The sequence below is a fragment of the Mesomycoplasma ovipneumoniae genome (genome assembly GCF_038095995.1).
GTDB classification, from domain to species: domain Bacteria; phylum Bacillota_I; class Bacilli_A; order Mycoplasmatales; family Metamycoplasmataceae; genus Mesomycoplasma; species Mesomycoplasma ovipneumoniae_F.
The window spans coordinates 906,753-931,208 of sequence record NZ_CP146005.1 but is presented as its reverse complement, the minus strand read 5'-3'; the positions used below and the strand labels follow the sequence as shown (position 1 = coordinate 931,208).

At 27.6% G+C, this 24,456-nt stretch carries 16 protein-coding genes; 6 read left to right on the top strand and 10 right to left on the bottom strand.

Annotation, left to right across the window (positions count from 1 at the left end):
- Positions 1–237 precede the first annotated feature (237 nt).
- The 9 genes from V3249_RS03410 to msrB form a co-directional block, all read right to left on the bottom strand.
- Entirely contained in the window at positions 238–3,870 is a 3,633-nt protein-coding gene (locus tag V3249_RS03410; protein ID WP_341517502.1) for an Mbov_0399 family ICE element protein, read from the bottom strand.
- A complete protein-coding gene (locus V3249_RS03405) occupies positions 3,870–6,512 on the bottom strand; it encodes an Mbov_0397 family ICE element conjugal transfer ATPase (RefSeq protein WP_341517501.1) in 2,643 nt (880 codons plus the stop codon). Before V3249_RS03405 ends, V3249_RS03410 begins: the two co-directional genes overlap by 1 nt.
- Positions 6,513–6,553: 41 nt before the next feature.
- On the bottom strand, positions 6,554–8,857 hold the full coding sequence (locus V3249_RS03400) for an Mbov_0396 family ICE element transmembrane protein (RefSeq protein WP_341517500.1): 2,304 nt from the start codon (positions 8,855–8,857) through the stop codon (positions 6,554–6,556).
- Positions 8,857–9,168: an Mbov_0395 family pilin-like conjugal transfer protein gene (locus tag V3249_RS03395; RefSeq protein WP_341517499.1), complete on the bottom strand. Its 312-nt coding sequence runs from the start codon at positions 9,166–9,168 to the stop codon at positions 8,857–8,859. The genes V3249_RS03400 and V3249_RS03395 overlap by 1 nt, the downstream gene beginning before the upstream one ends.
- Positions 9,168–9,947, bottom strand: coding sequence for a DNA-processing protein DprA (locus tag V3249_RS03390; protein ID WP_303438921.1), 780 nt, complete (start codon positions 9,945–9,947; stop codon positions 9,168–9,170). The genes V3249_RS03395 and V3249_RS03390 overlap by 1 nt, the downstream gene beginning before the upstream one ends.
- A 507-nt stretch (positions 9,948–10,454) precedes the next feature.
- On the bottom strand, positions 10,455–11,708 hold the full coding sequence (locus V3249_RS03385; protein WP_341517461.1) for an IS256 family transposase: 1,254 nt from the start codon (positions 11,706–11,708) through the stop codon (positions 10,455–10,457).
- 424 nt (positions 11,709–12,132) lie between these two features.
- Positions 12,133–13,497 (bottom strand): APC family permease, encoded by a 1,365-nt coding sequence (locus V3249_RS03380; protein ID WP_332976954.1) that lies wholly within the window; start codon positions 13,495–13,497, stop codon positions 12,133–12,135.
- Between the two features lie 81 nt (positions 13,498–13,578).
- The gene (locus tag V3249_RS03375) at positions 13,579–15,201 is read right to left on the bottom strand and encodes an LppA-related lipoprotein (RefSeq protein ID WP_337896967.1); all 1,623 of its coding nucleotides are present in this window, start codon (positions 15,199–15,201) and stop codon (positions 13,579–13,581) included.
- 67 nt (positions 15,202–15,268) lie between these two features.
- Positions 15,269–15,700 (bottom strand): peptide-methionine (R)-S-oxide reductase MsrB, encoded by a 432-nt coding sequence (msrB, locus tag V3249_RS03370; RefSeq protein ID WP_318085743.1) that lies wholly within the window; start codon positions 15,698–15,700, stop codon positions 15,269–15,271.
- A gap of 531 nt (positions 15,701–16,231) precedes the next feature.
- On the opposite strand from msrB, the gene V3249_RS03365 reads away from it, so the two are divergent.
- Positions 16,232–17,479: an IS3 family transposase gene (locus tag V3249_RS03365; protein WP_341517498.1), complete on the top strand. Its 1,248-nt coding sequence runs from the start codon at positions 16,232–16,234 to the stop codon at positions 17,477–17,479.
- Between the two features lie 608 nt (positions 17,480–18,087).
- On the opposite strand, the gene V3249_RS03360 is transcribed toward V3249_RS03365, so the two are convergent.
- Positions 18,088–20,685 carry an MAG2960 family serine endopeptidase lipoprotein gene (locus tag V3249_RS03360; RefSeq protein ID WP_341508172.1) on the bottom strand — a complete coding sequence of 866 codons (2,598 nt, stop codon included), beginning with the start codon at positions 20,683–20,685 and terminating at the stop codon, positions 18,088–18,090.
- A 320-nt stretch (positions 20,686–21,005) separates the two neighbouring features.
- Between V3249_RS03360 and recO the strand changes: the two genes are divergently transcribed.
- The 5 genes from recO to V3249_RS03335 are packed head-to-tail and all read left to right on the top strand — an operon-like array spanning position 21,006 to position 24,337.
- Positions 21,006–21,686, top strand: a complete 681-nt coding sequence (gene recO / locus V3249_RS03355; protein ID WP_069099355.1) for a DNA repair protein RecO — start codon at positions 21,006–21,008, stop codon at positions 21,684–21,686.
- Between the two features lie 27 nt (positions 21,687–21,713).
- Entirely contained in the window at positions 21,714–22,274 is a 561-nt protein-coding gene (gene rsmD / locus V3249_RS03350; RefSeq protein WP_069099356.1) for a 16S rRNA (guanine(966)-N(2))-methyltransferase RsmD, read from the top strand.
- Entirely contained in the window at positions 22,255–22,848 is a 594-nt protein-coding gene (gene gmk, locus V3249_RS03345; RefSeq protein WP_252263007.1) for a guanylate kinase, read from the top strand. Before rsmD ends, gmk begins: the two co-directional genes overlap by 20 nt.
- On the top strand, positions 22,849–23,706 hold the full coding sequence (rsgA, locus tag V3249_RS03340) for a ribosome small subunit-dependent GTPase A (RefSeq protein ID WP_341517497.1): 858 nt from the start codon (positions 22,849–22,851) through the stop codon (positions 23,704–23,706). It abuts the gene before it with no gap.
- Entirely contained in the window at positions 23,687–24,337 is a 651-nt protein-coding gene (locus tag V3249_RS03335; RefSeq protein WP_252263009.1) for a ribulose-phosphate 3-epimerase, read from the top strand. The genes rsgA and V3249_RS03335 overlap by 20 nt, the downstream gene beginning before the upstream one ends.
- Positions 24,338–24,456 lie beyond the last annotated feature (119 nt).

Sequence of the window (24,456 nt, the reverse complement as noted above, 5' to 3'; positions counted from 1 at the left end):
TTTTTCTTCTTAGTTGAAAAAACCTATCTAAAACAGCTATTATTTTGTTTTTTGAAAAAATTTTTAAAAATCTGAAAAACTCCTTTCTTAAACAAAGTCTAACAAAAAATAGTTATAATTATTTTTAGTCAACAAATTAATTAAAATTTATTAATAAAAAAAAGTCTTTTATTCAAGTAAAAGACTTTTTTTTATTAACTATTTGCGATTTTAATTTATTTAATTTTTCTGAGGCTTCTAATTTTTAAACTTTGCGATAAATTTGTTGTAAATCCAAAAGCCAAAAAACAGTAATCCTATTATTGAAAAAATAATTAACGGAATTAGTCAATAAGCTGTGGATTTTGAAATATTTGACTTAGTAATTTCAGAATTTTTTTCTAAACCGCCCAAAGTTAGATCGCCTAAAGTTGTAAAATCTGAATTAAAAATAGTAAGTTCTTTTTTTCCATTTAGCTGAGGTGTTCCAGGTTTTAAAACAAGTGTTGCCTTTTCTAATTTTGGATTAGTCCGAAAATTATTCACAATTTGTGAAATATTCTGTAAGTACAAATATTTTTTTGAATCAATTTCTTCAGGCAAAAGAAGGTTATAGACATGATCTTTAATGGCATTTTCCAAATTTTCACTGTTTTTTGAAATAGAAAGACTAAATTCTTTGGCTTTAATTTGATTTAAATTGCTAATTTTAGGGTTATTTAGACTTCCTATAATATTAACAAGTTTAATAGTTTTTGATCCATAAAATTTATTAATTTGATTTTTCTTGACTTTTAGAGTCAAATTTCAAATTTTGTGAGGTATTTGTTCACTTTCTTCGGCATTTTTTATCACATTTTCGACGACATTATCAAAATTTTCAATTACAAAATCGACATTATAGTTGTATTTAACATCTTTTCAACTTGCCTGGATTTGCTGTAATATAAAATTTTTGGCATTTTGCAAGTTCTCGATACCAGTAAGATTGATTCGCTCTAACAAAAGTTCATCAAAAATATTTCTTGAATCTTGAAAAATTTCACTATTTTTTGTGCTTTTTTTCACAATAATAAAGGGAGTTTGTAAATGAAAAAGCTCTTTAAACTCAGGTTTTAGATCAAAATTGGCAATTATATTTTCGTCATTTTCTTCTAAAAACAGATTTACTTTGTCAAAATTTTCTTGATTTGAAAAGTAATCAATTATTTGAGATGAATTTTGCAAATTTTGATTTACTGTATGTTTGTCATTTTTCAAATTAAATTTAATTTTAGCTTTATTTTTATTTTGCTCTGAATCTTTAATTTCAATGTCAGAAAAACTTAGGATACCTAAAATTTCTTCAAAATTTTCTGCTTTTTTATCATCTTTTTTAACTATTTTAATGTCAAAATCAAATTTATTATCTTGACCCTGAACAATATTTTCAATTTTTATATCAATATTACTAGAATTTTCATTGTCATCTACAAAAAATTTAGATATTTCAGAAATCATTTCTGGGTTAATTTCGAGAACTTTGTTGCCTGTTGAGCTCTCAAAACCGTGATTTGAACCTATTTTTTGGTTATTTGTCTGTTCTAAATTTTCAAAATTTAAATTTTTTTGAACTAATAAGACAATTTTGTTTTTAATTTCGATGTTTTCGTCTAATTTTTGATTAATTTTCTTAATTTGCTTTGTTTTTACAACATTATCTATAAAATTTCTTCAATATAATAAAATTTGTTCATATGTCAGTTTTTTGATATTTTCATTTGTTATTTTTTCTAGAAGTAAATATTGTTCTAAAATTTGGCCTGCTTTTGATTCCCAAAAAGGGATAATTGATTTATTTGGGAAAACATCATTAAAAAGTTGTGAACTTGAATTTTCACCAATAGAAACAATTTTATATGATGAAAGTCCTTTATCAAATTTAGAAGAAAAAAGTCAAACTCCCCCAATCGAAAAATATTTATTTGCACTATTTGTAATGTCGAATTTTTCTGATTTTTTGCCATTTTTGTTTAAAATTTCAAAATTTTCACTATTATCTGAGTCAACTAAATATCTAAAAGATGAAACTTTATCATTTTCAGGATTTGAATTTAACACTATATTAGCGCCTTTTCCACTAACACTTGCTTCTGCAATGAATCCAAATTCTGATTCAAGACCTAAATTAAAACGTGAAATTTCGCTTGGAAGTTGAGCAAAATTGCTGTTTTCAGGTATAGAATTAGGATTTTTGCCGGTCGATACTCAAACAATTTGTTTTTTAGTCCCAGTTTTTGTATCAATTAACGGATCATATTCAGGATTTTTGACCTTAACTCCAAATTGATCATAAATTATTTGATCATTTTTGTCTTTTAAGTAAGGTTCAATTAATTTTTGTTGATCTTTATTATTTTTTGGATCTCAAGCAAACCACTTTATATCCATAATTGAATTTGCTGTTTTAATTACAAATTCAATTTCATAAATAGCAACTAATTCTGAATTATCCTGTATTTTATTGTCTTTTTTAAATTTTTTAATTTCAATTTTATAACTGTTTGTTGAATTTTGCTGGTTTTTTTGTTCAAGTCTTAGGTCCTCAAGATCATAATCAAAATTAAGATCTAAAACATCTACAGGATTTCCGTTGACATATAAAATTTCATTTTCATCTGGATTTGTAATGAAATTTAGCTTTATTTTATTATGATATTCTCATTTTCCGCCGTATATTTTCCGAACTCCGCCTTCGATTGTTTCGCTTTTTGGTTCAGAAATTTTCACTGGTTCGTCAATTTTTGATTCATAAGTTTTAGAATCATAAATATTACCCGGAATAATTGTCAGTCTTTTTCAAAACTTATCATTATTTTCAAAAAATGGGCGTACATTCACCTTGTTATTTAACTGGAAATTGTAAAAATTTTTATCCTGTGGGTGCTTAAATCTGATAAAAAATTCGATTTGCGTGTCGCTAATAACGTTAAAATGGAGATCTGCATTGTATTTTTTTCCTTTTTTAAAAAGTTCGCTTGAAAATTCAGCAACTTTTTTTTCAATTTCTTTTAGACCTTTTTGAGATGAAGTTAGCGAAAAACTTTGTATTTCATTATTATTTTGTTGATTTGTTTCAATTTTTATCGAAATTTGGTTATTCTTGATAATCGAGTTATTAAAATTTTGCCTTAAATCAGACAAATATTTTTCAAGCTCTAGATCCTTATTTAAAACTCTTTTTTGGTATGAATATCGATATTGCAAATTTACAGTAAATTTTTTAATTTTATCTCTTTGCAATTCAAACCCTACACTGTAAATTAAATGACTTATTTTTATATTTTTAAGATTAAAATTCTTTTCAAGTTCGCCAATTTTATTTTTGGCATATTCATTTAAAATGTTTGAAATGTTGATTTTATTATATTTTTTTGATGTAATTGATAATGAATTTCGATCAAAAATTGACTTATCATATTCGCCGTAAATGTTAAAAACTGTTTCTTGTTTTCAATCTCTGAATCTGGATTCACTCAAATAAAATTGTCAATTTCGACAACTTTCAAGTTGACTGCAATATTCAGGTGCTAAATTCTCATCTCTTATTTCAGGTTTTGATCCTGGCTGGTAAAATTTTTCTTTGATTGTTCGATCAAATCAATATGAATTTAGTTTTCTTATTTCACTTTTTGAGTCAATTTTGTTGTCTTTTATTCACTCAAAACTAAATGAATCAGGTTGTCTTTCAATTTCTAAGTCAAATTGAGCACTAAAATTTGCAAATTCAGACTTTATTTCATAATTATCATAATTATTTAACTTAAAATAAGCTGTGTTTTGGTAACCTGCTGACAAAAAAAGCACAGGAATAAGGCCAGAAATTAAAAAAAATGGTATTTTTTTGTGCATTAATCTCCTTTGTTAATTAGTTTATCTCCTTTATCAAAAAATAATTTTTTCTCTGCATTGTTAAAATAACCTGAACAAATATATCGATCATTTAAATTTGCAGAAAAAATGAACTCACCTATTTGGGCCAGTGCAATAAATTTTTTTTCTTCATCAGTAAGCCCACCTGAAGATGAAAAAAGTTTGTCTACTTTATTTATATCATTACTTTTTAAATTAAAAAAGAAAGCATACTGGCAGTTTTCAATAATAGCTTCACTTTTTCGGGCAGCTTCACCGCTAATTGCAAAATCGCCGGGATTTTGTGTTGTTATGATCAAACCACCGTTGTATTTACGAATGGTTTTAGCAATTTTAAACAAAAAATCTAGCGCGATTGTGTTTGATTCATCAATAAATCGGTGCGCTTCGTCGACAATTAGGGTAATTTTTTTATTTTTGTAAAAATTTGTAGCAATTTTCCCTTCTATAAATGACAGGATCAAAAAAAATGCTGCCTGATAAATACGTTTTTCAAGATGCATCAATGTTGAAACATTAAAAATTACAAGACCATTTTGAATATCAAAGTTGGAATTCTGCCCATTAAAAAGTCGATTAAGTTTCCCGTATTTACTAAATTCATATTCTAAAGTTGATGAGACAATCATTTTTTCATGCTGACTAATGTAGGAAAAATCCATTGACTTGTAATTGGCAATTAAGTCATCAATAGTTGGAAATTCACTAGGTTCTAGAAGGCTAACATCATTAAAAAGTGTATAAAAGTTCTTATTTTTATAGATTTCATTGACACATTCAATGATTGACATTAGCATTTTGTGATCTAAATTTGGAAGCAAAATGCCAAAAAATCGCTCTAAATTTTGCAGGTGAAGTGAAATAGTTTCGGCGTTATTATAAATACTTTCATCAATAATTTTTGACTGAGGATTAAAAACTTTTTGAATTTGTAAAGGGTTAAAAATTGTTGATGATCCACTGGCAAAATTAATAGTATTTGCTTTTAGTTCTTCGCCGATTTTCCAATATTCATTTTGTGGATCTAAAATAATCACTGAATTTCCGACCGCTTTATTATAAGTTAGTAATTTTTTTGTCAGTGTTGACTTACCAGCGCCAGAAGTTCCTAAAATGAAACAATTTGAATTTTTTCGATCTTGATTTTGCAAAAAAAGATCGAAAAAAATAGGTGTATAATCAGTTTTACTAATCCCAATTATATTATAATTTCCGTCATTAAAATTTCGCGATGTAAAAGGAATTCCAAAAGCAACATTACTTGCTTGCATTTCAATTTCTTCCTTTAAAAAGTTACTAAAACGGAAAAATAGTGAAGCAAAACCTTGCAATTGACGGTATTTTAGTGGATTTATTGTTCCACCAATGTTTCTTAAATTATTTCGATTTTTACTTTCAATTTCTTTAAGTTGAGATTTAGTCTCCCCTCAATTCAAAAAAATGAATGTCGAATAAAATATTTCTTCATTTGAAGAGCCGGCAATGTTAATTATTTCTTCAAGAGCTGCTCGTTCTGTAGCAGTTTTAGATTTTTGGACAACGTTTTTTTGGTCATTCAAATTAGATTCTAAATTTTTCGCACCTCGGTTAAAACTTATTTCTTTTTCGGCACTTGTTAGTCGATTTAAATGCCAAACCACGCTGCTATTTGTTGAAAAAAGTTGAGCTGCTCATCCAAGAGGAAGATTAAAAGGATATTCATTAATTGTTTGAACTGAAAAATAAATGTCATTAATTTTAAAATGTTCTGGATGTCATTCAATTCGGTCTTGTGCCAAATATTTGCTAATATCATCGCCTTCTTGAATTTTTTTGTATTCCTGATCACTTAAAAAATCACTAAAATTGATTATTTTCAAATTTAAATCAAGTAAATCTCTAAGTGTGCAAGTTTTAGCACGAAAACCTGTTGATGAAATGTTCGATCTGAGCAAATTAAGTTGCTGGAGCAAACTAACATCATTCTTTTCATAAATAACAATAAAATAACGATGATGCAAATAAGTGTCAAAATTTGCAATATCATTTTTGTAAAACTGACAAAAATTCTCGTTCAAATTAGCTTTACATTCATCCTGATTTTGTAAAAAAAATAGTTTATTTTTTGTTAAATCATTAGGATGAGCAATTTTTACAATCGAAATTCGACTATTAACAGCATTAAGACTTGTTGTAAATTGTTCAAGAATTTGTTCAATTTTTTGACTTCCAATGCTAAAAATATCTTGGCCATAAATTTCAATTCCAGCTATAAAACCGCCTGAAATTTTAATAAAATCCTGTTTAGCACGGCTATATGGTAATAAATTTCGTGTATTTGCACTTGTGGATGAAATTTTGCTATAAACTTTAGGTCTTGTAAAATAAAGAGCGATATACCAGATAATTTTATAGCCTTTTAGTCCCCAATTTTTGTAGTATTTTATTAATGGAACTGTTCAAAACAAGAAAAATGCCGTAGAAATCAACATTTTTACCAAAATAAATAAATTTTCAGGCAGCGCAAAACCAATAGAGGCAGAAACTAAAAACAAAACTATAATTATTGGAATGTCAATTAGCGTTATGTGTCTAAAAATTTGGATTTGAACATTTTTAATTCGTTTATTTTGTAATTTCATAATTTCCCTATTCAAAATGCAAAAAATTTGTATTAATTATTTTACTTATCTTTTTCTTGTTTTTCAGCGTTATTAGTGTATGGTTTATCTGATTTGTCCTGAATTTGTTCATCTTTTTTAGTCATATTTTCGTTCAGTTCATCTTTAACTGGTTTTAAATTTTGCATAGATTCAGCAGTTTTTAGTTCAGAATTTAAGATTATTTCAGTATTATTTTGGGCTTGACTGTCAACATTAATTTCAGCTTTTTTACTTCTAGTTCGTGTTTTTTTGGACGCTAAATTGTCATTTTTTTCATCATTTTGTTCAATTTGTGAACCAACTTTTTCAATAGTTTTTGCATTTTCTTCTTTTGCTATTGAGGATTTTTCGTCTGATGTTGCAGGTGTGTTACTACTTTTTTCACTAGTTTTTATTTTTTTTGCCTTTTCTTTTGTGTCGCTAGTTTTTTCATCTAATTTTGAATCAGCTTTTCCAATTTTTACCTTTTTTTCTTTAAATTCACTTGCTTTTTCTGCTTTAGTTTCTTTCTTTTTAACTTTTTTAATCTCTTTTTCAGAGGTTGTATCTTTTGTTTTAGAAGATTTTCTTCGTATTTTTTTAGTTTCTTCTGCGGGTCACTCACCTCAAAATCTAGCTCAAAAACCTTTCTTTTTTGCAGGTTTTTCTACTATTTCTGGATTTTCAGTTTGCTGTTTTTCATCAGATTTATTTTCAGAATTATCTTGTTGATCTGAATTTGGTGTAATTTCAACATCATTTTTTTCCAATTTTTGCTGTTTTTCTTCACTAGATTCATTTTTAGATTGACTTAATGAATCAGTTTGCTGTTGTTTATTATCAGAAGTTGCATTTTTTTCAGTCAATAATGAATCGTTTTGATTTATGTTTGTTGCTTCGTCGATTTTATTTTGAGATGATGGATTTTCTGATGTTTTTTCAACACTTGAGCGAGTATTTTTTGCCTTTTTCTCTAAATTTTGACTTGAATCGGCTCTTTTAAATTTCGAGAACAAATTATTAATTTTTTTGCTAAAAAAATTTTTTAACCCTGTTTGTTCACCATTTAAAGCCCGATTAGCTCTGTAATTTCGTCACTTTTTAATCAAAGGTCTAGCCTTATATGCAGCAAAAGCAACTCCAGACCCGATTCCAACTAGGTTCATTGCATTTCTTCAAGGACTTTGCTTTTGGCTTGGAAGAATTGAATTATCAACAATATCAAAAGGCTTTTTTTGATTTCATTTTGAAGGTAGACCTGTTAAATCAGTAGCATTTTTGTGATTATTTTGGTTTAATTTAAACATTGTCCCAGCTGCTCCAGCAAGCGCAACTCCTCCAACTTTTAGAGTAGAGGAAGCCAATCTTTGATGATGTTCAACAGCTCCGGCCTGTCCATAATTAGCGGCAATTTGGCGAGTAAAGGTAGAAATTGCCAGTCCGCCCCCGATTATAAAAGATATTTTTAGCAAAAAACGGAAGATAAATATCCCTTTCGCTCCTTCAAAATCAATTGAATCTGCAATTTTATAGGTCGAAGCTACTCAAATTAAGAACAAATTAAAACTAACTTGGTAAATAATAATTACTGCAAATTGGCCAAAAAATGTTCTTGTTCAAGTTTTTAGTTTTCGACCATCGTCCCAAATGCTACTTACTGCTCAAAGTGGCATGGTTATAAAATTCATAAAAAGTTGAGCTGATGCGGTAAAAAGTGAAATAAAACTAATTCCTAAAATATAGGCAACAACAATTGAAGATGCCGAAAGTGTTATAATTAAAATTATCGCCTCGCCAGATTCCATTGTCGTAAAAGTTGAATAAGATGGAACACTAAAATCTTGGTTAATTGTTTGAATTTCACTGTCAGGAATTTTGTTTGATGCTGATCTTAGCATTAAATCAATTAAATTTTGGTCGCCACTGATATAATTATTTATTATTGTTAAGGTTGACTGAATTCCAATTAGTAAAGTAAAAAAAATAACCGGAAAAGTGAAAATAAAAATAAAAGAGCCAACACTAACTTTCGACATTGCCGCAATTTCTGTATCTGCAGAATTACGGCGAACAATTAAAAATTTAACATATCGCAAAATAAGAACAATAAAGCCCATTGAAATCGAGGCAATTGCAAAAATTCAAAATCCGATTGGAAGACTTTCAAAGGAAAAAGTTTGCCTATGAAAAATTGCATGGACAATAATGTTTATGCCAATTTTTTCAAAAATATAATTAAAAAAGGCAATAACTGAAAAAGGTAAATAAACAAGTAAATACCATCCTAAAACAAAAAATGGGTAAGTAATAATATTGATTAGTCCACTAAAAAGTCAACCAAACATTACCCTTTAACTCCGCCAGTTGCAGCTGAACTTGCAACAGAAATTATTACTGTTGATAATCCAAGGGCAACTAGAATAATTACAAATCCAATTGAAGACCAAATTAATGCTTTTTTTCACTTGTCACGCTTTTCAACATCGTGGGTAATTGAAAGCATTGTTGCAAAAAAGACAATTGCGGCAACTAAAATTCCGCCAACAACAGGCATTCCTATTTGTGTCAGATATTTTATTCAATTTTGCAACGTAGTTGCAAGAGTTGATAACTCACCTCCAACTTTTGTGTCTTGAAATAAACTTGAAAAATACATTATTCTTCACCCATTCCTATTTTGTAATGCACATCTTTGATTTCAGTTATCCAATTTGCTCCTTGATAAATTAAGTCAAAAGAACCTTTAAAATCAATTAGATTCTCATAATTATCATCATAAAAGCAATAAATTTCCTTACCAAGATCGAGAAAATAATTAACTAGATTTTGTGATCCACCTTTTTGTCTGAGTGAATAAATCACTAAAAAATTACTAAGGGCAGCAACTAATCGATTCCGTTGGATTAGTCGTTTTTTATTAATATTAACCCCCTTAGGGTATTCAGAAATTATTAATAATTTATCGTAGTCTTTAAAATTTTCAAACATTCAAGGATTTTCAACCCCATTTACTGAAACGCCAATAATTGGTATTTCATGTAAACGGAAAAATTCCATTACTTTTTGTTCCACTCCTTTATATGCATTTGTTACTAAAACGTGTCTTTTTATTATTTGATCAAGTGAACGATTAAAAAAATTTTGAACTTGGGGAATGTAATTTTCACCAATTAGTGAAGCTTTTGGCTGCAAGTCATTTAAAAATTTGATATTGCCACTATAAAATATCACATATGGCGGGTTTTTAAGAATCCGTAAGGATTCAGGGTAATTTTTATCTGTAATTGTAATTGCCCTAACCTCCCCTGAATTAATTAATTGTTCAACTTTTTCTATTTGCTCATCACTTACCTCTTCATTTTGTTGAATTGCCTTTTGGATTGAAAAATAATCCCCTTTATATTTGATTGCATAATGGATTAATTTTTTATTCATACGTCCTCCTTCTGCTCTAAATTAAGAAAAAAGCCCAAGAAAACGTTAAAAAAAACTTTTTAGCTAAAAAGTTTTTTTATTGTCCTTTTTTAGTAAATAAACCTAAATCTGGCTTAACTTATTGTTTTTATTTTTTTCCTGAGTTTTCCAATTTGATGTCAAAAATTCACTTTTTACTGAGTATAAATATGCAAAAATACCGTCAAATCCATGTTTTTTGAGGCAAACCTTAATTTTTATTATTTTAAATCTAAGCTTTTGCAAAAAAAAAAAAAAAATGTTTGGTCTAAGAAAAAATTATGTTATAATAAACCTCACTAAGAATTAATTAATAAATTTTGATATTGAATTAGGGGGATTAATTATGTTTTTTTGCATGAAAAAAATCAAATAGTGCGAATTTTCCATTATGTTTTTAAATATGATGGAATGCCTTAAATTCACCCGTGGGTGTGTTCATAATCTTGTGTTTTAAATTTTTATGGATTTTTCAAATAGAAATGTAATCTAATTTAATTTTACATTATTTAACCGATTAGGGAAAATAATTTCTAATTGTTTTTTAATCATGAATCAATTTCTTACCTTTTGTCATTTTGTAGATGCGTTTTGGAGAGTTAAATAAGTTATTTTTGAAAGGTAATTTACACTTTGAATTCCGCCTTTTGTTTTTGTATTTTTCCTAATTATTCTATTCATTGACTCAATTAAATTTGTCGTATAAATTGCTTGCCTCAATTCATATGGATATTTAAAAAATGTCGTTAGTTCAACGAAATTTGTATACCAAGACTTGATAATTGAAGGATATTTTTGGCCTCATTTTTCCGCAAATTTATCAAGATTTTGCATTGCAAATTCTTGATTAGCCGCTTGATAAATCTTTTTCATATCAAGGACAAACTCTTTTTTGTCTTTGTTAGAAACTTTTAAAAGCGAGTTTCTAATTTGGTGAACAACACATTTTTGAACATCTGTTTGCGGGAAAACCGCTTCAATTGCTTGACTAATTCCGCTTAGATTATCGCAAGAAATTATTAGAACATCTTCCAGCCCGCGAGTTTTTAGTTCGTTAAAAACATCAAGTCAATTACTTGCTGATTCGGTATTTTTAATCCAAAATCCCAGTGCTTTTTTATTTCCGTCCCAATCAATTGCAAGAATAAGATAAAGTGATTTTTTGACAAAAACACCGTTTTCTTTAACATTAAAAAACATCCCATCAATGTACAAAATTGGATAGGAATTCTCAATTTTTCGCGATTTTCACTTTTCAATTTCAGGCAATAATTTGTCAGTAACTGAAGAAATTCAGGCATTACTTATTTCTTTTTTATAGATACTTTTTATTGTGTTAACAATATTTTCATATGACATTCCTGATGCAAAAAGTGAAAACACTTGCTCTTCGATATCGCCTAAATTTGTTTCGTATTTACCGAGTAATTTGTTCTCAAAAGTGCCATTTCGATCTCTTGGTATTTTTAGACGAAAACTATTATGATTATAATTCACAGTTTTGTCCGAAAATCCGTTTCGCTTATTTGGCCTATGCACGCCTTTTTTGCTTCGGTTACTTTTTTCATAGCCTAAATGTTGGCTTAATTCCGCCCTTAAGAGCGCCTCAGTAAAAGTTTTAAACATATGCGAAATTTCGTTGTGAAAATCTTCTTTTTTTATTTTTTTATAATCAGCGTATTTGTCAACAAGTTTTTTAGCTTCTAACTCAAATGGGGATAATGTTTTTTGCTGTTTTTTCATATTTTGGTCCTTCATAATAAATTTTATCAAAATAAATTTACTTTAAAAACACAAAATATTTAACATTACCTCACCCGTTTAGAAATCTATAAATTTAAGGCTTTGAATTATTGTTCTTTCAAAACTTCATATGTTTTTTTAGGCTCAGCATAAATAAAAATGAGTTTTCTATTTGCATTGAGTTTAAATAATAGTTGTATTTTTTATGATTTTTGTTAGTGTTTTAAACTAAAAAAGTAGTTTAAAAATTTCATAATTTTACCTTTTAAGTTAAAATTTTAGCTTTTTTAGTCAATAAACTTAAATTCGGCTTAACTTATTGTATTTATTTTTCTTGAAATTTTTTGAATTTATAGCAAACTAAAACATAAAAAAAGCTATGAATTCATAGCTTTTTTTATGTTTTGATGGAATTAAAACAATATTAACTAACTACTTTTCTCAATTTTCTCTTTTTTAGTCAAGAATTTAAAAATTTAACGATATACCCAATTAAAATTGCGGCAACGTAACTTATTAAAGGTATAAACTGCTCAAAAGTTACTTCTTCAGAACTACTACTAATAAATGGTAATTGTGAAACAATAAGGGTAAATAAAATAACAACCATACCTATAATGTAAATTACAATTTCTCAAATTGGTATTTGTTCGCTTTTTCGTCATTTTCAAATCAAAACTGTAAAGAGTGTGAGAAAATACTGAATTAAAAAGGAGATATTTCCTGCCTTTAAAATTGTACCAAATGTGTCTGTAACACCGGCAATTCTAGGAATAATTGTAAAAATTATACTTGAAGTAATAGCAAGCGAAACTGAAAGATAAATAGCATGATGGTATTCGTTATGCTTATTTTTTTTGGCAAAAATGGAAGGTAAAAAACCGTCTTCGGCAAGTGGTGCAATATATCTTGCATAAGGTTGAACTGATCCCATTGTTGCTGACATTCGATTAAAGAATAATCCGATTGTAAAAAGTGATACTCCTGTGGTACCTCAAAGAGTTTTGTAGACTTGTTCAAGCCCAAAGTTTGAAAGATATTCTTTACCAAGTCCTATAAAAATTATATAAAATAAAAAATAGGAAGAAATTACTATAAGAAACATTAGAATTATTACTTTTTTAAACCGTTTTGTTTCGACACTTTGTGAAATTGTCGCTAATGACTCAAAACCACCATAAGAATAAATAAATGATAAAATTGTACTAGCAAATAATGTAACACTAAAAGGTTCGATTTGGCTAAAAGTATGTCCATATGTATTTGATTGAATAATTAAATAAATAATTAAACCAAAACCAATAAGAAGTGTTGCCCATTTAAAAATAGCAGTAACTAAAATTATTTGTTTTGAGAGCTTAAACCCAAAACTACCGGCAAGAATTAAAATTATATAAACTACTAATGAGATTGAAACATAAACTCATTGGCGATCAGGATCAAATTGTGTTAGTAGAGTTGAAAAAAATAGCGGGCTTGTTGCCGAAAAAAGCATAATTCGGGCAACTTGATTTCAACCTGAGAAAAAAACAAGTCCATTTTTAAAGGTTTTTTTAGCATATGCATATGAGCCACCAACTTCATTTTGGTATTTTTGCCCAGCTCGAGCAAAAGCAAAAATAACCGCTAAAGTAATTAAAGATGTCAGAATAAAGACAAAAACACCCCAAATTCCTTGATTAATTACTTTCGAAATAGTGGCGATAAAGCCAAATCCTACAACATAATTTAGCCCATAAAAAATAAATTGTCGTTCTGTAAGTGTGTTTTTTGATTTAGTTTTCATAATTTTGGCCTTTAATTTTCAAAATTGTATTAAATTGTACCACTAGAAAAAATAATTAATTAAAAAAATTTGCTTGAAATTTTTTTAATTAATTTCAAGAACGCCACTAATTTTGTGAATTTTTTCCTTACCTAGCAAAAATTCGCCATTAGGGGTCAAAATTTGATTGTTATTTAGTAAAACTGTTTTTAAATCTAAGGTTCAAGTAATTTTTTTATCATTTTTTTCTAAAGTTAAATTATCTATTAATTGAGTAGTAACTAAATTTGCAAACTGAATTTGCGGGAAAATAAGCCATCTGTTATGCTTAACTTCAGATAATTTAATCCACTTATTATTAATTTCAGCATTAACCCTTATATATAAGTGCTCTAATAAATGTTTTAAAAATGTATGTTTAGTAAAGTTGGATTTTAAATCTCTTTCTAATAATGTTTTTTTAACATCATTTTTTAAAGCAGCAATTTCTAAATCTTTTTCTGATAATTCGATTTGGTAAATATTGTCTGAATTTTTAGCTAAACCCGAAAATTCAAGACTTTTATTATCTGGTAAAAATGTTTTTATCTCAGTATCTTTATCTACTTTTCAAATTTGTAAATTAAGTCTTAATTTTCCATTTTCATCATCAGGTTGAGCGCTAACAACATCAAATCCATATTTTTCTTTTTCATCATCGTTAATTTCAGGGCTAAATTCGGCAAAAGTATCTTTAAGTCCGACTCCAAAATTTCGATTATTTAAAACATGACCAATTTGATTAAGAAATGGGTTGGATATGACATCATTGTTGGAGTTTAGTAAGGAAAAAGCTAAAAATGATGGAAAAATGTTTTTAAAATCATCAGGTAATTGTTTTGCTATTAAATTTATTTTTGATGTCTCTTCTTGTTTATAAAAAAGACTGACCATTTTTGACGATTTAATTGAGTCATTATCTTTATGATACAAAGATAAAAGCACGTTATTTATAGGTTTTTTTTGGTTTGATGCGCCTGTGGAAGCAGCAACAGCGTTAGAAAAATCTAATTTAACAGAATACTTATCGTTCAAATCTTGGATTGGGTCAATAAAATTTACATAAGAAAAATTTTTATATTCATCGCTGTTACCTTTACCAATTATTGTTAGTGGGTATAAATCTTGCATGCTTTTTGTAATGCGAAATGAACTAGGTAAAGTTGAAAGATAACCTTTTAATTGAGTTAATTGGACATCAGCTTCTTTTTCTTCCTTTTTTGGGTCAAAAGGCTCGGGAACAATTTTTTCTTCATCACTTGGTTTTTGTGGTGTAGGTGTAATAGATGGAATTTTGTGCTTTTCTAAATCCTTTTTATCATCTGTTATTTTAATTACGCCCGGTTTTTCTTCAATCACATCAGGGTTTTCTATAACAGTGGGTGGAGAATCAGGTTTTTGACTAATCACAGGAGGCTTATTTTCTTCCTGAGTTTTACCCTTATCAATTTGGGTTTCTGTATTAATTCCAGGATTTGATGGATTTTGGCCTGGGGTTGAAGGATTTTGACCTGGATTTGATGGTTGAGATGGTTGCTCTTGTTCAGGTGGTGGAGCAATTTTTGGCGAATCACCAATATCTTTACTTATTTTATCAGGTAAATTTGACTCAACTGAACAACTTGATAAAAATAAAAAAATTACTGAAAAAAATAAAAAGTTTAATTTTGATTTTCTTAGTAATTTCATAATTTAAAATTTTACAATATTAATTATTAAAAGTAATACTTTTTCTTATTTTTGTTTTAAATAAACTTTAGTCAAAGTATTTTAAAAGATGCTCTAAATTATTGCTTTTTAATTCATTTTTAGGAATAAATTTAAGGGCAGCTGAATTAATACAATAACGTCTTCCTCCTTGTTCTTTAGGCCCATCATTAAAAACGTGACCTAAATGGGAATCAGCATTTTTTGAGCGAACTTCAACTCTAGTCATTGCGTGGCTAAAATCAAGAACTTCAACAACTGAGTCCTCGTTTAAAGGTTTTCAAAAAGATGGTCAACCAGATCCTGAATTATATTTAGTTGAAGACAAAAAAAGCGGAGTTCCGTCGATAATATCAACATAAACACCTTCTTCGTAATTATCGTTATAAAGATTATCAAAAGGTGGTTCTGTAAAATTTTCTTGTGTAACTTTGTATTGTAATTCGTTTAAATGATCAAGTTTTTTCTTGTTTTTTTCCATGTTTTCTCCAAAATAAATTTTTAATTTCCAAATTATACCATTTTTAAAATTATTTTTTAAAAAATTCATTTAATATTATGAATTTGAATTTATTTAAAATATAAAAAATAGCACTTTTTTATTAAAATTTTTAAAAAAAGTATCATTTTAACCCAAATTAGCAAAAATGCAAAGACTTTTATTGACAAAAAATTTTATTATAATACTAAAAATTTATCAAAAACCAGATTCAACCGTCTAACCTTATTTAAGCTCAAAAATATGTGATTTTGAACTTAACTGTCAAATTTTGCTAAGAAATGCTGTAAAAAAATTTTGGATTTACAGCTCCAGTGTTTCCCAGTTTGATGGCAAAAAATCACTTTTTAGTGAGTATAAATACGGGAAAATAGCCATAAATCCGTGTTTTTTGAGACTAAAATCTTAATTTTTATTATTTTTAAATTAACCTTTTGTAAAAAAAAAAAAATGCTTGATCTAAAATAAGTTAGTACACCAATTTCAGACTTATTCGAAAAAAGGTGTGTCAAAATGAAACAATACAGATTTACAATTGAAGACAAATTTAAATACATCAAAATTGCCGAATCTAAAGGGCTAAAAAACGCAATTTTGCAATTTGCAGAAGAATTTAGAGAAATTTACAAAAACAAATCTAAAAGTAAAAAAGCGGATAAAGAATGAATGTTGCATATATACGCTAATAATTTGATAAGAAATTGGCAAAAAAAGTTTTATAATAATGATATGAAAAGTTTAATTAGTACTCGTGGAAAAATCAAATCTCCACGCAAACCAAAAAAGAAATATACAATTAACGATCTTTCTGAAAACGATCGTGAAGTTTACCAAGAAATAATTGAAACTGTTCTTAGAAAATACGGGGTTGACCCCGGGATTATTCTTGAGGAGCTCAAAAAACGAAAACAAGAACAAGAAAAAGATAAAAACAAAATCGAAAATTCCACTAGAATTTGTAGCGTTTTTAAGGTTAATCGCACTTCTATTTATGAGAAAATTAGGGTGAAAAAACCACCAAAGAAAATGATTTATGATGAAGACTTACTTCAGTGAATTCGCGAAAATTTTATTTTAAATCGAAAGGTAAAAGGCCGAGACATCCTATATAATATTTACATAAATCAGGGAAATTATGTAAGCACGTACGTGTTTCAAAAACACTACGAATTTTTAGGATTAAAATCACTAGCTTATAAAAAGCAAGGAAAACCAGCACCAAAAGAGAAAAAGTTTACGCGAATTTGGACTGAAGATCATATCAAAGGTGAATTTAGCTCAGAAAATTTTGGTGAAAAATGGTTTGCTGATATTAAATTTATCAAAATTAACAACGAATGATTTTATCTACACTCAATTATTGAAACAAAATCCAATTACTTGCTCAATTTTTCAATTTCTAAAACAAGATTTTCAGAAGAAACTATAAACTTAGTAAAACAAACAATCAAAAAGTACAATATTAAACCAAAATTTTTCCATTCAGATCATGGCGTGGAATATGCGAACTACAAATTTGCTAATTTTTTAAAGCAAAATGGTATCCAACAATCAATGTCGCCAAAAGGTAATGCACTTGCAAACCGTCCTATTGAATATTTTTATGCGGTTTTTCAACGAGAATTGCTTAATATTGAGGGCGAAAATTTTGAAAATGTGGCTATTGCTTATCAAAAAATAAGTGAATTTATTGATTGGTATAACAATGAAAGGCCTCAAAGTTGCTTATCATATAAAACTCCAAGTTATTATATGAGGTAAATTATTTGTCCAAATTTTTAAAATGAACATGCTAGAAAAAATTAACAAAAGCGGTGTAATCAAAATCATAGGTAAAAAACTAATTGTCTGAGATTTTTCTACTTATTTATGCTTGATCTAAAATAAAATTGTGTTATAATTTGTCTCACTAAGAATGAATTAATAAATTTTGAGATTAAAATTAAGGGGGAATTAATTATGTTTTTTGCATAAAAAAATCAGAAGATGCGACTTATCCATTATATTAAATATAATGGTATGGCTTAAATTTGACCGTTTAGAAATCTACAAATTTATGCTTTTTAATTATGGCTCTTTCAAAACTTCAAATTTTGTTTTTTAGGCTCAATGTAAGTAAAAATGAGTTTTCTTTTTACATTGAGTTTAAATAGTAGTTGTATTTTTTATGGTTTTTGTTATTTTATCCATAAATTGATTTTGCTAGTGTTTTAAACTAAAAAATCACACATTTGTTTTTTTAGTAGTTTTTACTCAAAAAACTAGGGCAAATTTGGCACTTTTTCTCGCGAATTTTGCCAAAAATTCAAAATAAAATATCTAAAAAAGGGCAAAAAACTATTAAATCAAAAAATTAGCTAAGATAATTTTTAGGATTTAGGATTAATTTTAACTGTATATAACCCATCTTTTTGTAATTTTTTCTTAAAATCTTCGCGAATATTACCGTTAAATCCATCAAGATAAGTAGACTGACCCTCCATTAACGAAATTGCATTTGAAAAAGTGTTACTTTCTGAATCAGTTGAATAGGAATAATTTATACCAATTAAATTAAAACTTGAATCAATAGCCATCGATCCAGAAGATCCAGGACCAAGAGCGTCTAATTTATTTTCAGAATTTACTTTTGTGTACAAATTCGAATGCTGATTTAAAACCTTTTTTAGCATTCCGTGTTTTAAATTGGCAAGAAATGGTTTTTGGTAGTTTTTTCACTTTTCATGTTTAGCATTTCAGTCTTTATTTTCAGCATCATTATAAGGAACTCAAAGACCATGAAAAAGACTATCATTAATTACACGTGATCGGGTGTTGATTATTCCACCTGTTGATTTATTAGATTTAAAATTTACACCTTTTTCTCAATCAGCATTTTCATTATCGCTAGTAGCAACTGGATATCCGCCATAAAATTGTGTTTTTATTGGACTAAATTTTTCATTTCGACCTAGACCGATATGTCAATCTTTTTCAGTACCAGAATCAATCGCCTTTTTTAATTCAGGTAAAACATGTTCTAAATCAGTTTTTTTAATTTTTAGTCTTAAAATAACAAAGTCTGAACCGCCGTTTTTGGTTGTTCCAACTCGGGTGGTTTCATTATAATTGTCTAAATATTTAAGACCAACATCGACATCATGACCCATTATTCCCTCAACTTTGTAGCGCGGAGTGTAATATGGAGCGGTTAAATAGCTGTCATAAGCATCAAAAACAGGATATTCTTTAATTTTTGGGTATGTATTTTCGTATTTATTGCCTGAAATTAAATGCTCTGAACGCGCTGCGGTAAAAAAAGGCTTTAATTTATTGCCTTTTTTTGCATCCTCTTCAGAGATAAATTGATAGTTTTGGTTAACAAAGCCAGCATTTCACTTTTTTGATTTTTCACTTTTGTTATCTACATCAAAAAAATACATGCTTTTGTCAAAAATTTGTGGCATATTCCAAACATGGATGTTTGTCCCAACTAAAAGTTCATAACTATCAGAATTAGCGTCATTATTTGTTATTCTATCTAAAACTCAGGCGGTACCGTATTCTTTAAAAGCTTCAGTGCCGTATCTATTTCCAAAAAATTGATCTTGATAATATTTAAATCCGTAAATTCCAAGACTAAATGAGCGATCATAAATGAACTTTTCATAGTCAATATCTTTTTTTAAATTAGAATTAGTTTGATTAGATTTTCAAATTTGTTTTTTGCCATCACCACTTTCAAACAGAATACTAATTTGGCCTTTTTTATCATCAAAATTGGCACTAACTTTTTTTAAATTAGAAATTTTAAAAATTTTGCCAATTTCATCGATTTTCATGTAATAAAATAACTGACTTAAATTGGACGGCAAAAAACCAAAAGGATTTTTTTTGACAATTTCTGTTAGATTTTCAGAATTACTTAAAGCCCCCGAAGATTCACCCTCAGAAAACTTTGGAAGATATATTTGTTCAGCCATTCCATTATAGGAAATACCACGATTATAAAACATTAATTTTTCATCATTGTTTTTACCAAAATCGCCGTAATGACCGACATTTTTTGCTAATTCTCAGAATCTTTTATTTCTATTTGGATCATTTGGATCAAGAAAATTAATTGGCTGATTATTATCGCCATTGTACAAAAAAGTGTATAAATTATGCACTCCAGTTTGATATTTTGGTGTATTTTGAATAATTTGCATCACTGAATGATTTAGTAAAAAATCTTTGCCAAAATAATGAGCATCTTTAAAATATTCAGGATTTTGTGATTCGCTGTAAATTTTATTTGTGTATTTTAATTTTGGAGTTGCTTCAAAAAGTGGGTTATAAGTTTTTGTATTGTAATTTACAGTTTGAAATTGACTTGAATTTACTTTATTAATAGGGGAATTATTAGTTGGAACATTATTGATTTTTGGGTTAGAATTATTAACAATTTGTGATTTTGGTTTTTGTTCAGACTTGATAATTCTCGTAATTTCAGGTTTATTAGAGCTAGGTGGTTTTAAAATTTTTTGTATTTTAGTTTTAGAAAAATCAGGCTGAGAACTAGGACTTTTTTCAACTTTTTTTGCCTTTTCTTCTTTAACTGGTTTTTGAACTTTATCTAAATTTGGTTCTGGTGCTTTGTCTTTTACTTTTAAAAACGAAGTAAAAACAAACTCTTTTGGTATTGAAAGTTGCTTTTTAGTATCAACAAGCAAAACATTAACTGTTAACGAATTTTGTTCAAAGTTTTTATTTAAAGTCAATTTTTGCAAATTGTATTTATCGCTGTCATATTCAAAGTTAATGTTTTTCCAATCGACATCATCAAGACTAATTTGCTGTTGGTTCTCAATTTTTGCATGAATTTTAGGACTAATTTGTTCTTTTGAATCAAATTTATCATTGTTTACATTGCACGCTGAAAATAAAATTATTGATATTGAGCCAAAAAACAGATTATAAAAAATAAGTTTACTAAGCTTTTTCATAAACCAAACCGTTTGATTTTTACAAACTTAAATTCAAATCTTATACATTTTTATTAAGTTTTGCTAACCAAATTATAGCATAAAAAAGGCTAATTTTTAAGCTAAACCATTTGTTTAATCGCCAATTTTGAATCATTATCAAAAAAATGAATAAAAAAAATGACAAATCAATAAAAAAAAATTAATTTGTGGTATAATTATATTTATAATCAAAATATTTTAGGAATTCATTTTTTACTTAAAAATAAATTTCATTTTGATAGAATTAACTAATTTTAGATCTCTAAACCTAAATACCATATAATAAGTTTTAACGGAAAATGGCTGAAAAAATCATTAAAGGGATAGTTGTCGAAAGATTTAACTTTAGGGACTTTGATTTAATAGTTAAATTAGTAACAAATTTCGGGATTCTTAAGATGGTCGCACTCGGTGTACGTCGTCCAACTAGCAAAAATATTTATATATTAAATCCCGGATGCCTTGGTGAATTTGAGATTTTTTTGGCCAAAAATCCTAATAAATTATCTAAACTAAAAAAGGGTGAGTGCCTTGTTCGTTTAGATTTAACTAACGAAAATATTTATAAGTTTTGAAAAGTAATTTATCAATTTAGTGATGAAAATAACTATGATTCTGAACTTTTCAATATTTTTCAAAGCGCCTTTTCCAAAATAAATGACAAAAATGTAGACGCGATAATAGTTTATGTAATTATTAACTGAATTAAAATTAACGGTTGAATCAGCAATTTAACTAGTTGTAAAGTTTGCAAAACCAATAAAAGGCTTGTAAATTTTGATTTTTATGGTGGAATGGAATGTATTTATCATCGCACTTTAAAACCTTTTTTTAGATTTAATGTCAAGGAATTGGAAATTTTGTATTGAGCCGATTTTTCGCTTGATGAATATTTGCGAAAAATCAATTTTGACCATGTTTATTCTATTTTTGAAATTTTAAAAATGTTTTTAAAAAAAAATTCATATATTATTTTTTAAATTTTTGGTATAATTTTATAAATATTTATGATTAGAATAATTTCTGGTAATTATAGGCGTGCTGTAATAAAAAATCCTGAATTTTCAGTAGTTAGGCCTATGTCTGATCGTTGTCGTGAGTCGATTTTTTCACAGTTACAATTTGAAATTCCAAATTCAAAAGTTTTAGATTTGTTTGCCGGAACAGGTGCAATCGGTCTTGAAGCTTCTTCGCGTGGGGCAAAAAAAGTTGTAGCTTCAGAGTTAAATCAGCAGGCATACCAAAATATTGTTGATTTTTGTAAAAAATATAACGTAAAAAAATACGAAATATTTAATAAAAACGCAATATTTTTGCTTAACGATCTTAGTGGGCAAAAGTTTGACTTCATTTTTTTGGATCCGCCACATGCTGAAGAAGAAATTACCAAGAAATGTTTTTTAAAAATTGCAAAAAATAATTTATTAGAAGAATCTGGAATTATAATTTACAAAACTAATTTAGGTTCTAAATTAATTCCCAAATTTTTTTCAATTGAAAAAACAAAAAAATACGCTAAAAATACTGTTTTTTTCCTAAGATTTAATAATGAAGCAAAAGATGAATAAACTAATTGTAATTTCAGGTCCTTCAGGTGTTGGCAAAGGGACAATTGAGTCAATTTTATTAAAAAACAACAAATTGCCTATAAAACTTGCAATTTCTGCAACAACAAGACAAAAGCGCGCTAATGAAATTGACGGAGTGAGTTATTTTTTTTTAGACCACGAAACTTTCAAAGAAAAAATCAAAAATAATGAATTTATTGAGTGAAGTTGTCATCTTGATAACTATTATGGAACTCTAGAGTCACAAATTCAATATATTCAAGAGCAAAATTTCATTCCCTTATTAGAAATTGACACAAATGGTGCTAAAAATATTATTGAAAACTATAAGAAAAATAACCAATTAGATAAAATTTTAACTATTTTTATTTTACCTCCCTCGCTTGAAGTTCTAAAAAATAGAATTGAAAATAGACTCACAGAGACTTCAAATCAAATCGATCTTCGACTTAAAAAGGCTGAATCTGAAATTAAAATTAAAGATTTATTCAAGTTTCAAGTTGTAAATGACAATTTAGAACAATGTGTCGATGAAATTGAAAAAATTATAACAACAGAAATAAAAGAGCTGTAGATGAAGGGACAAATTGTTAGAGTTATAGCGGGTTTTTATGATGTTTTTGAACCATCAACCCAAAAACTCTATCCACTTTTGAGAGGATCTGGATCACTTAGACAAAAACAAATATCTCCTTTAGTTGGAGATTTTGTTGAGTTTGATCCTAGTGGATTTATTAAAGAAATTCTTCCACGAAAAAACTGACTAAAACGTCCAAAAGTTGCTAATATTGACCAGGCACTTATTTTCGTTTCGCTAAAAGAGCCTAATTTTTCGCCTTTATTGCTTGATACTTTTTTGTTAATGATTGAATTTAAAAATATTAGTCCAATTTTGATAGTTACCAAAGTTGATCTTGAACCAAATTATAAAAATTTGTTGCTTGATTATCAAAAAATGGGATATTCTGTTTTCTTTATTAATAATAATAAAAAAAAAATTCCTAGCGATTTGCAAGAAAAACTTAAAAATAAACTTAATTTTGTCATCGGACAAAGCGGAGTTGGAAAAACAAGTTTTATCAATAATTTGTTTGGCACACAATTTGAGGTTCAGGAAATTTCTTTTTCATTAAATCGCGGAAAACACACCACGCGAGTTGTCCAAATTATAAGAAAAGGAGACTTTCAGATAGTAGATACGCCTGGATTTTCTAGCTTTAATTATGATGAAATTCCCAAAGATCAAATTAAAAGTTCTTTTGAAATTTTTCGTCAGTTTTTGCCTAAATGCAAATTTAGAACATGCTTTCATTTTCATGAGCAAATAGAAAATTGTGCAGTAAAAAACGCTGTAAAACACGGCATAATTTCAGAAACTAGGTATAAAAATTATCTCTATCTTTTAGAAAAATATGAAAAAAAAGATTATTAGCCCTTCACTTTTGAATGTTAGCAAAAATAACCGTCTAAAATTAGTTAGAACTTTTTTGAATCTTGGAATAAAATGATTCCATTTTGATTTTATGGACGGAAAATTTGTTGAAAATACAGCAATTTCTCTTTCAGAAATTAAAAAAATTGTGACTAAATCAAAAAAGTTTATTTCTGATGCTCATTTAATGTCAGTTGATCCTGAAAGTCAAATTGAAGAACTAATTGGCTATGTTGATTTTGTCACAATCCATTTTGAAAGTAAAAATTATGACGAAATTCATAGGATAATTTTAAAATACTCTGAAAGAATTAAAATAGGACTTGCAATAAAACCTTCGACAAAAATTGAAGAAATTTTAGATTTATTACCCAAAATTGATCTGATTTTGGTAATGTCAGTTGAACCTGGAAGAGGTGGGCAGGATTTTATCCAAGAAACATATCAAAAAATTAGCAACTTAGCAAAAATAATTCGTGAGTCAAATTACAGCATTTTAATCCAAGTTGACGGTGGAATTAAAGATTACAATGCAAAAAAAGTCTTTGAATCAGGGGCTGATGTGATTGTTGTAGGAACTTTTTTGGCTCAAAAACCAAATAAAACAAAAATCCAAAAGTTATTAAATTAACAATAAAACAAGAAGCAAAAATTACTATTTAAGAATTTGTTAAATTCATAGTTTGTGATATAATTTTTAGCATGTTATTATTTTTGATCTTTACTTACAAATAATACATTCAAAAAATT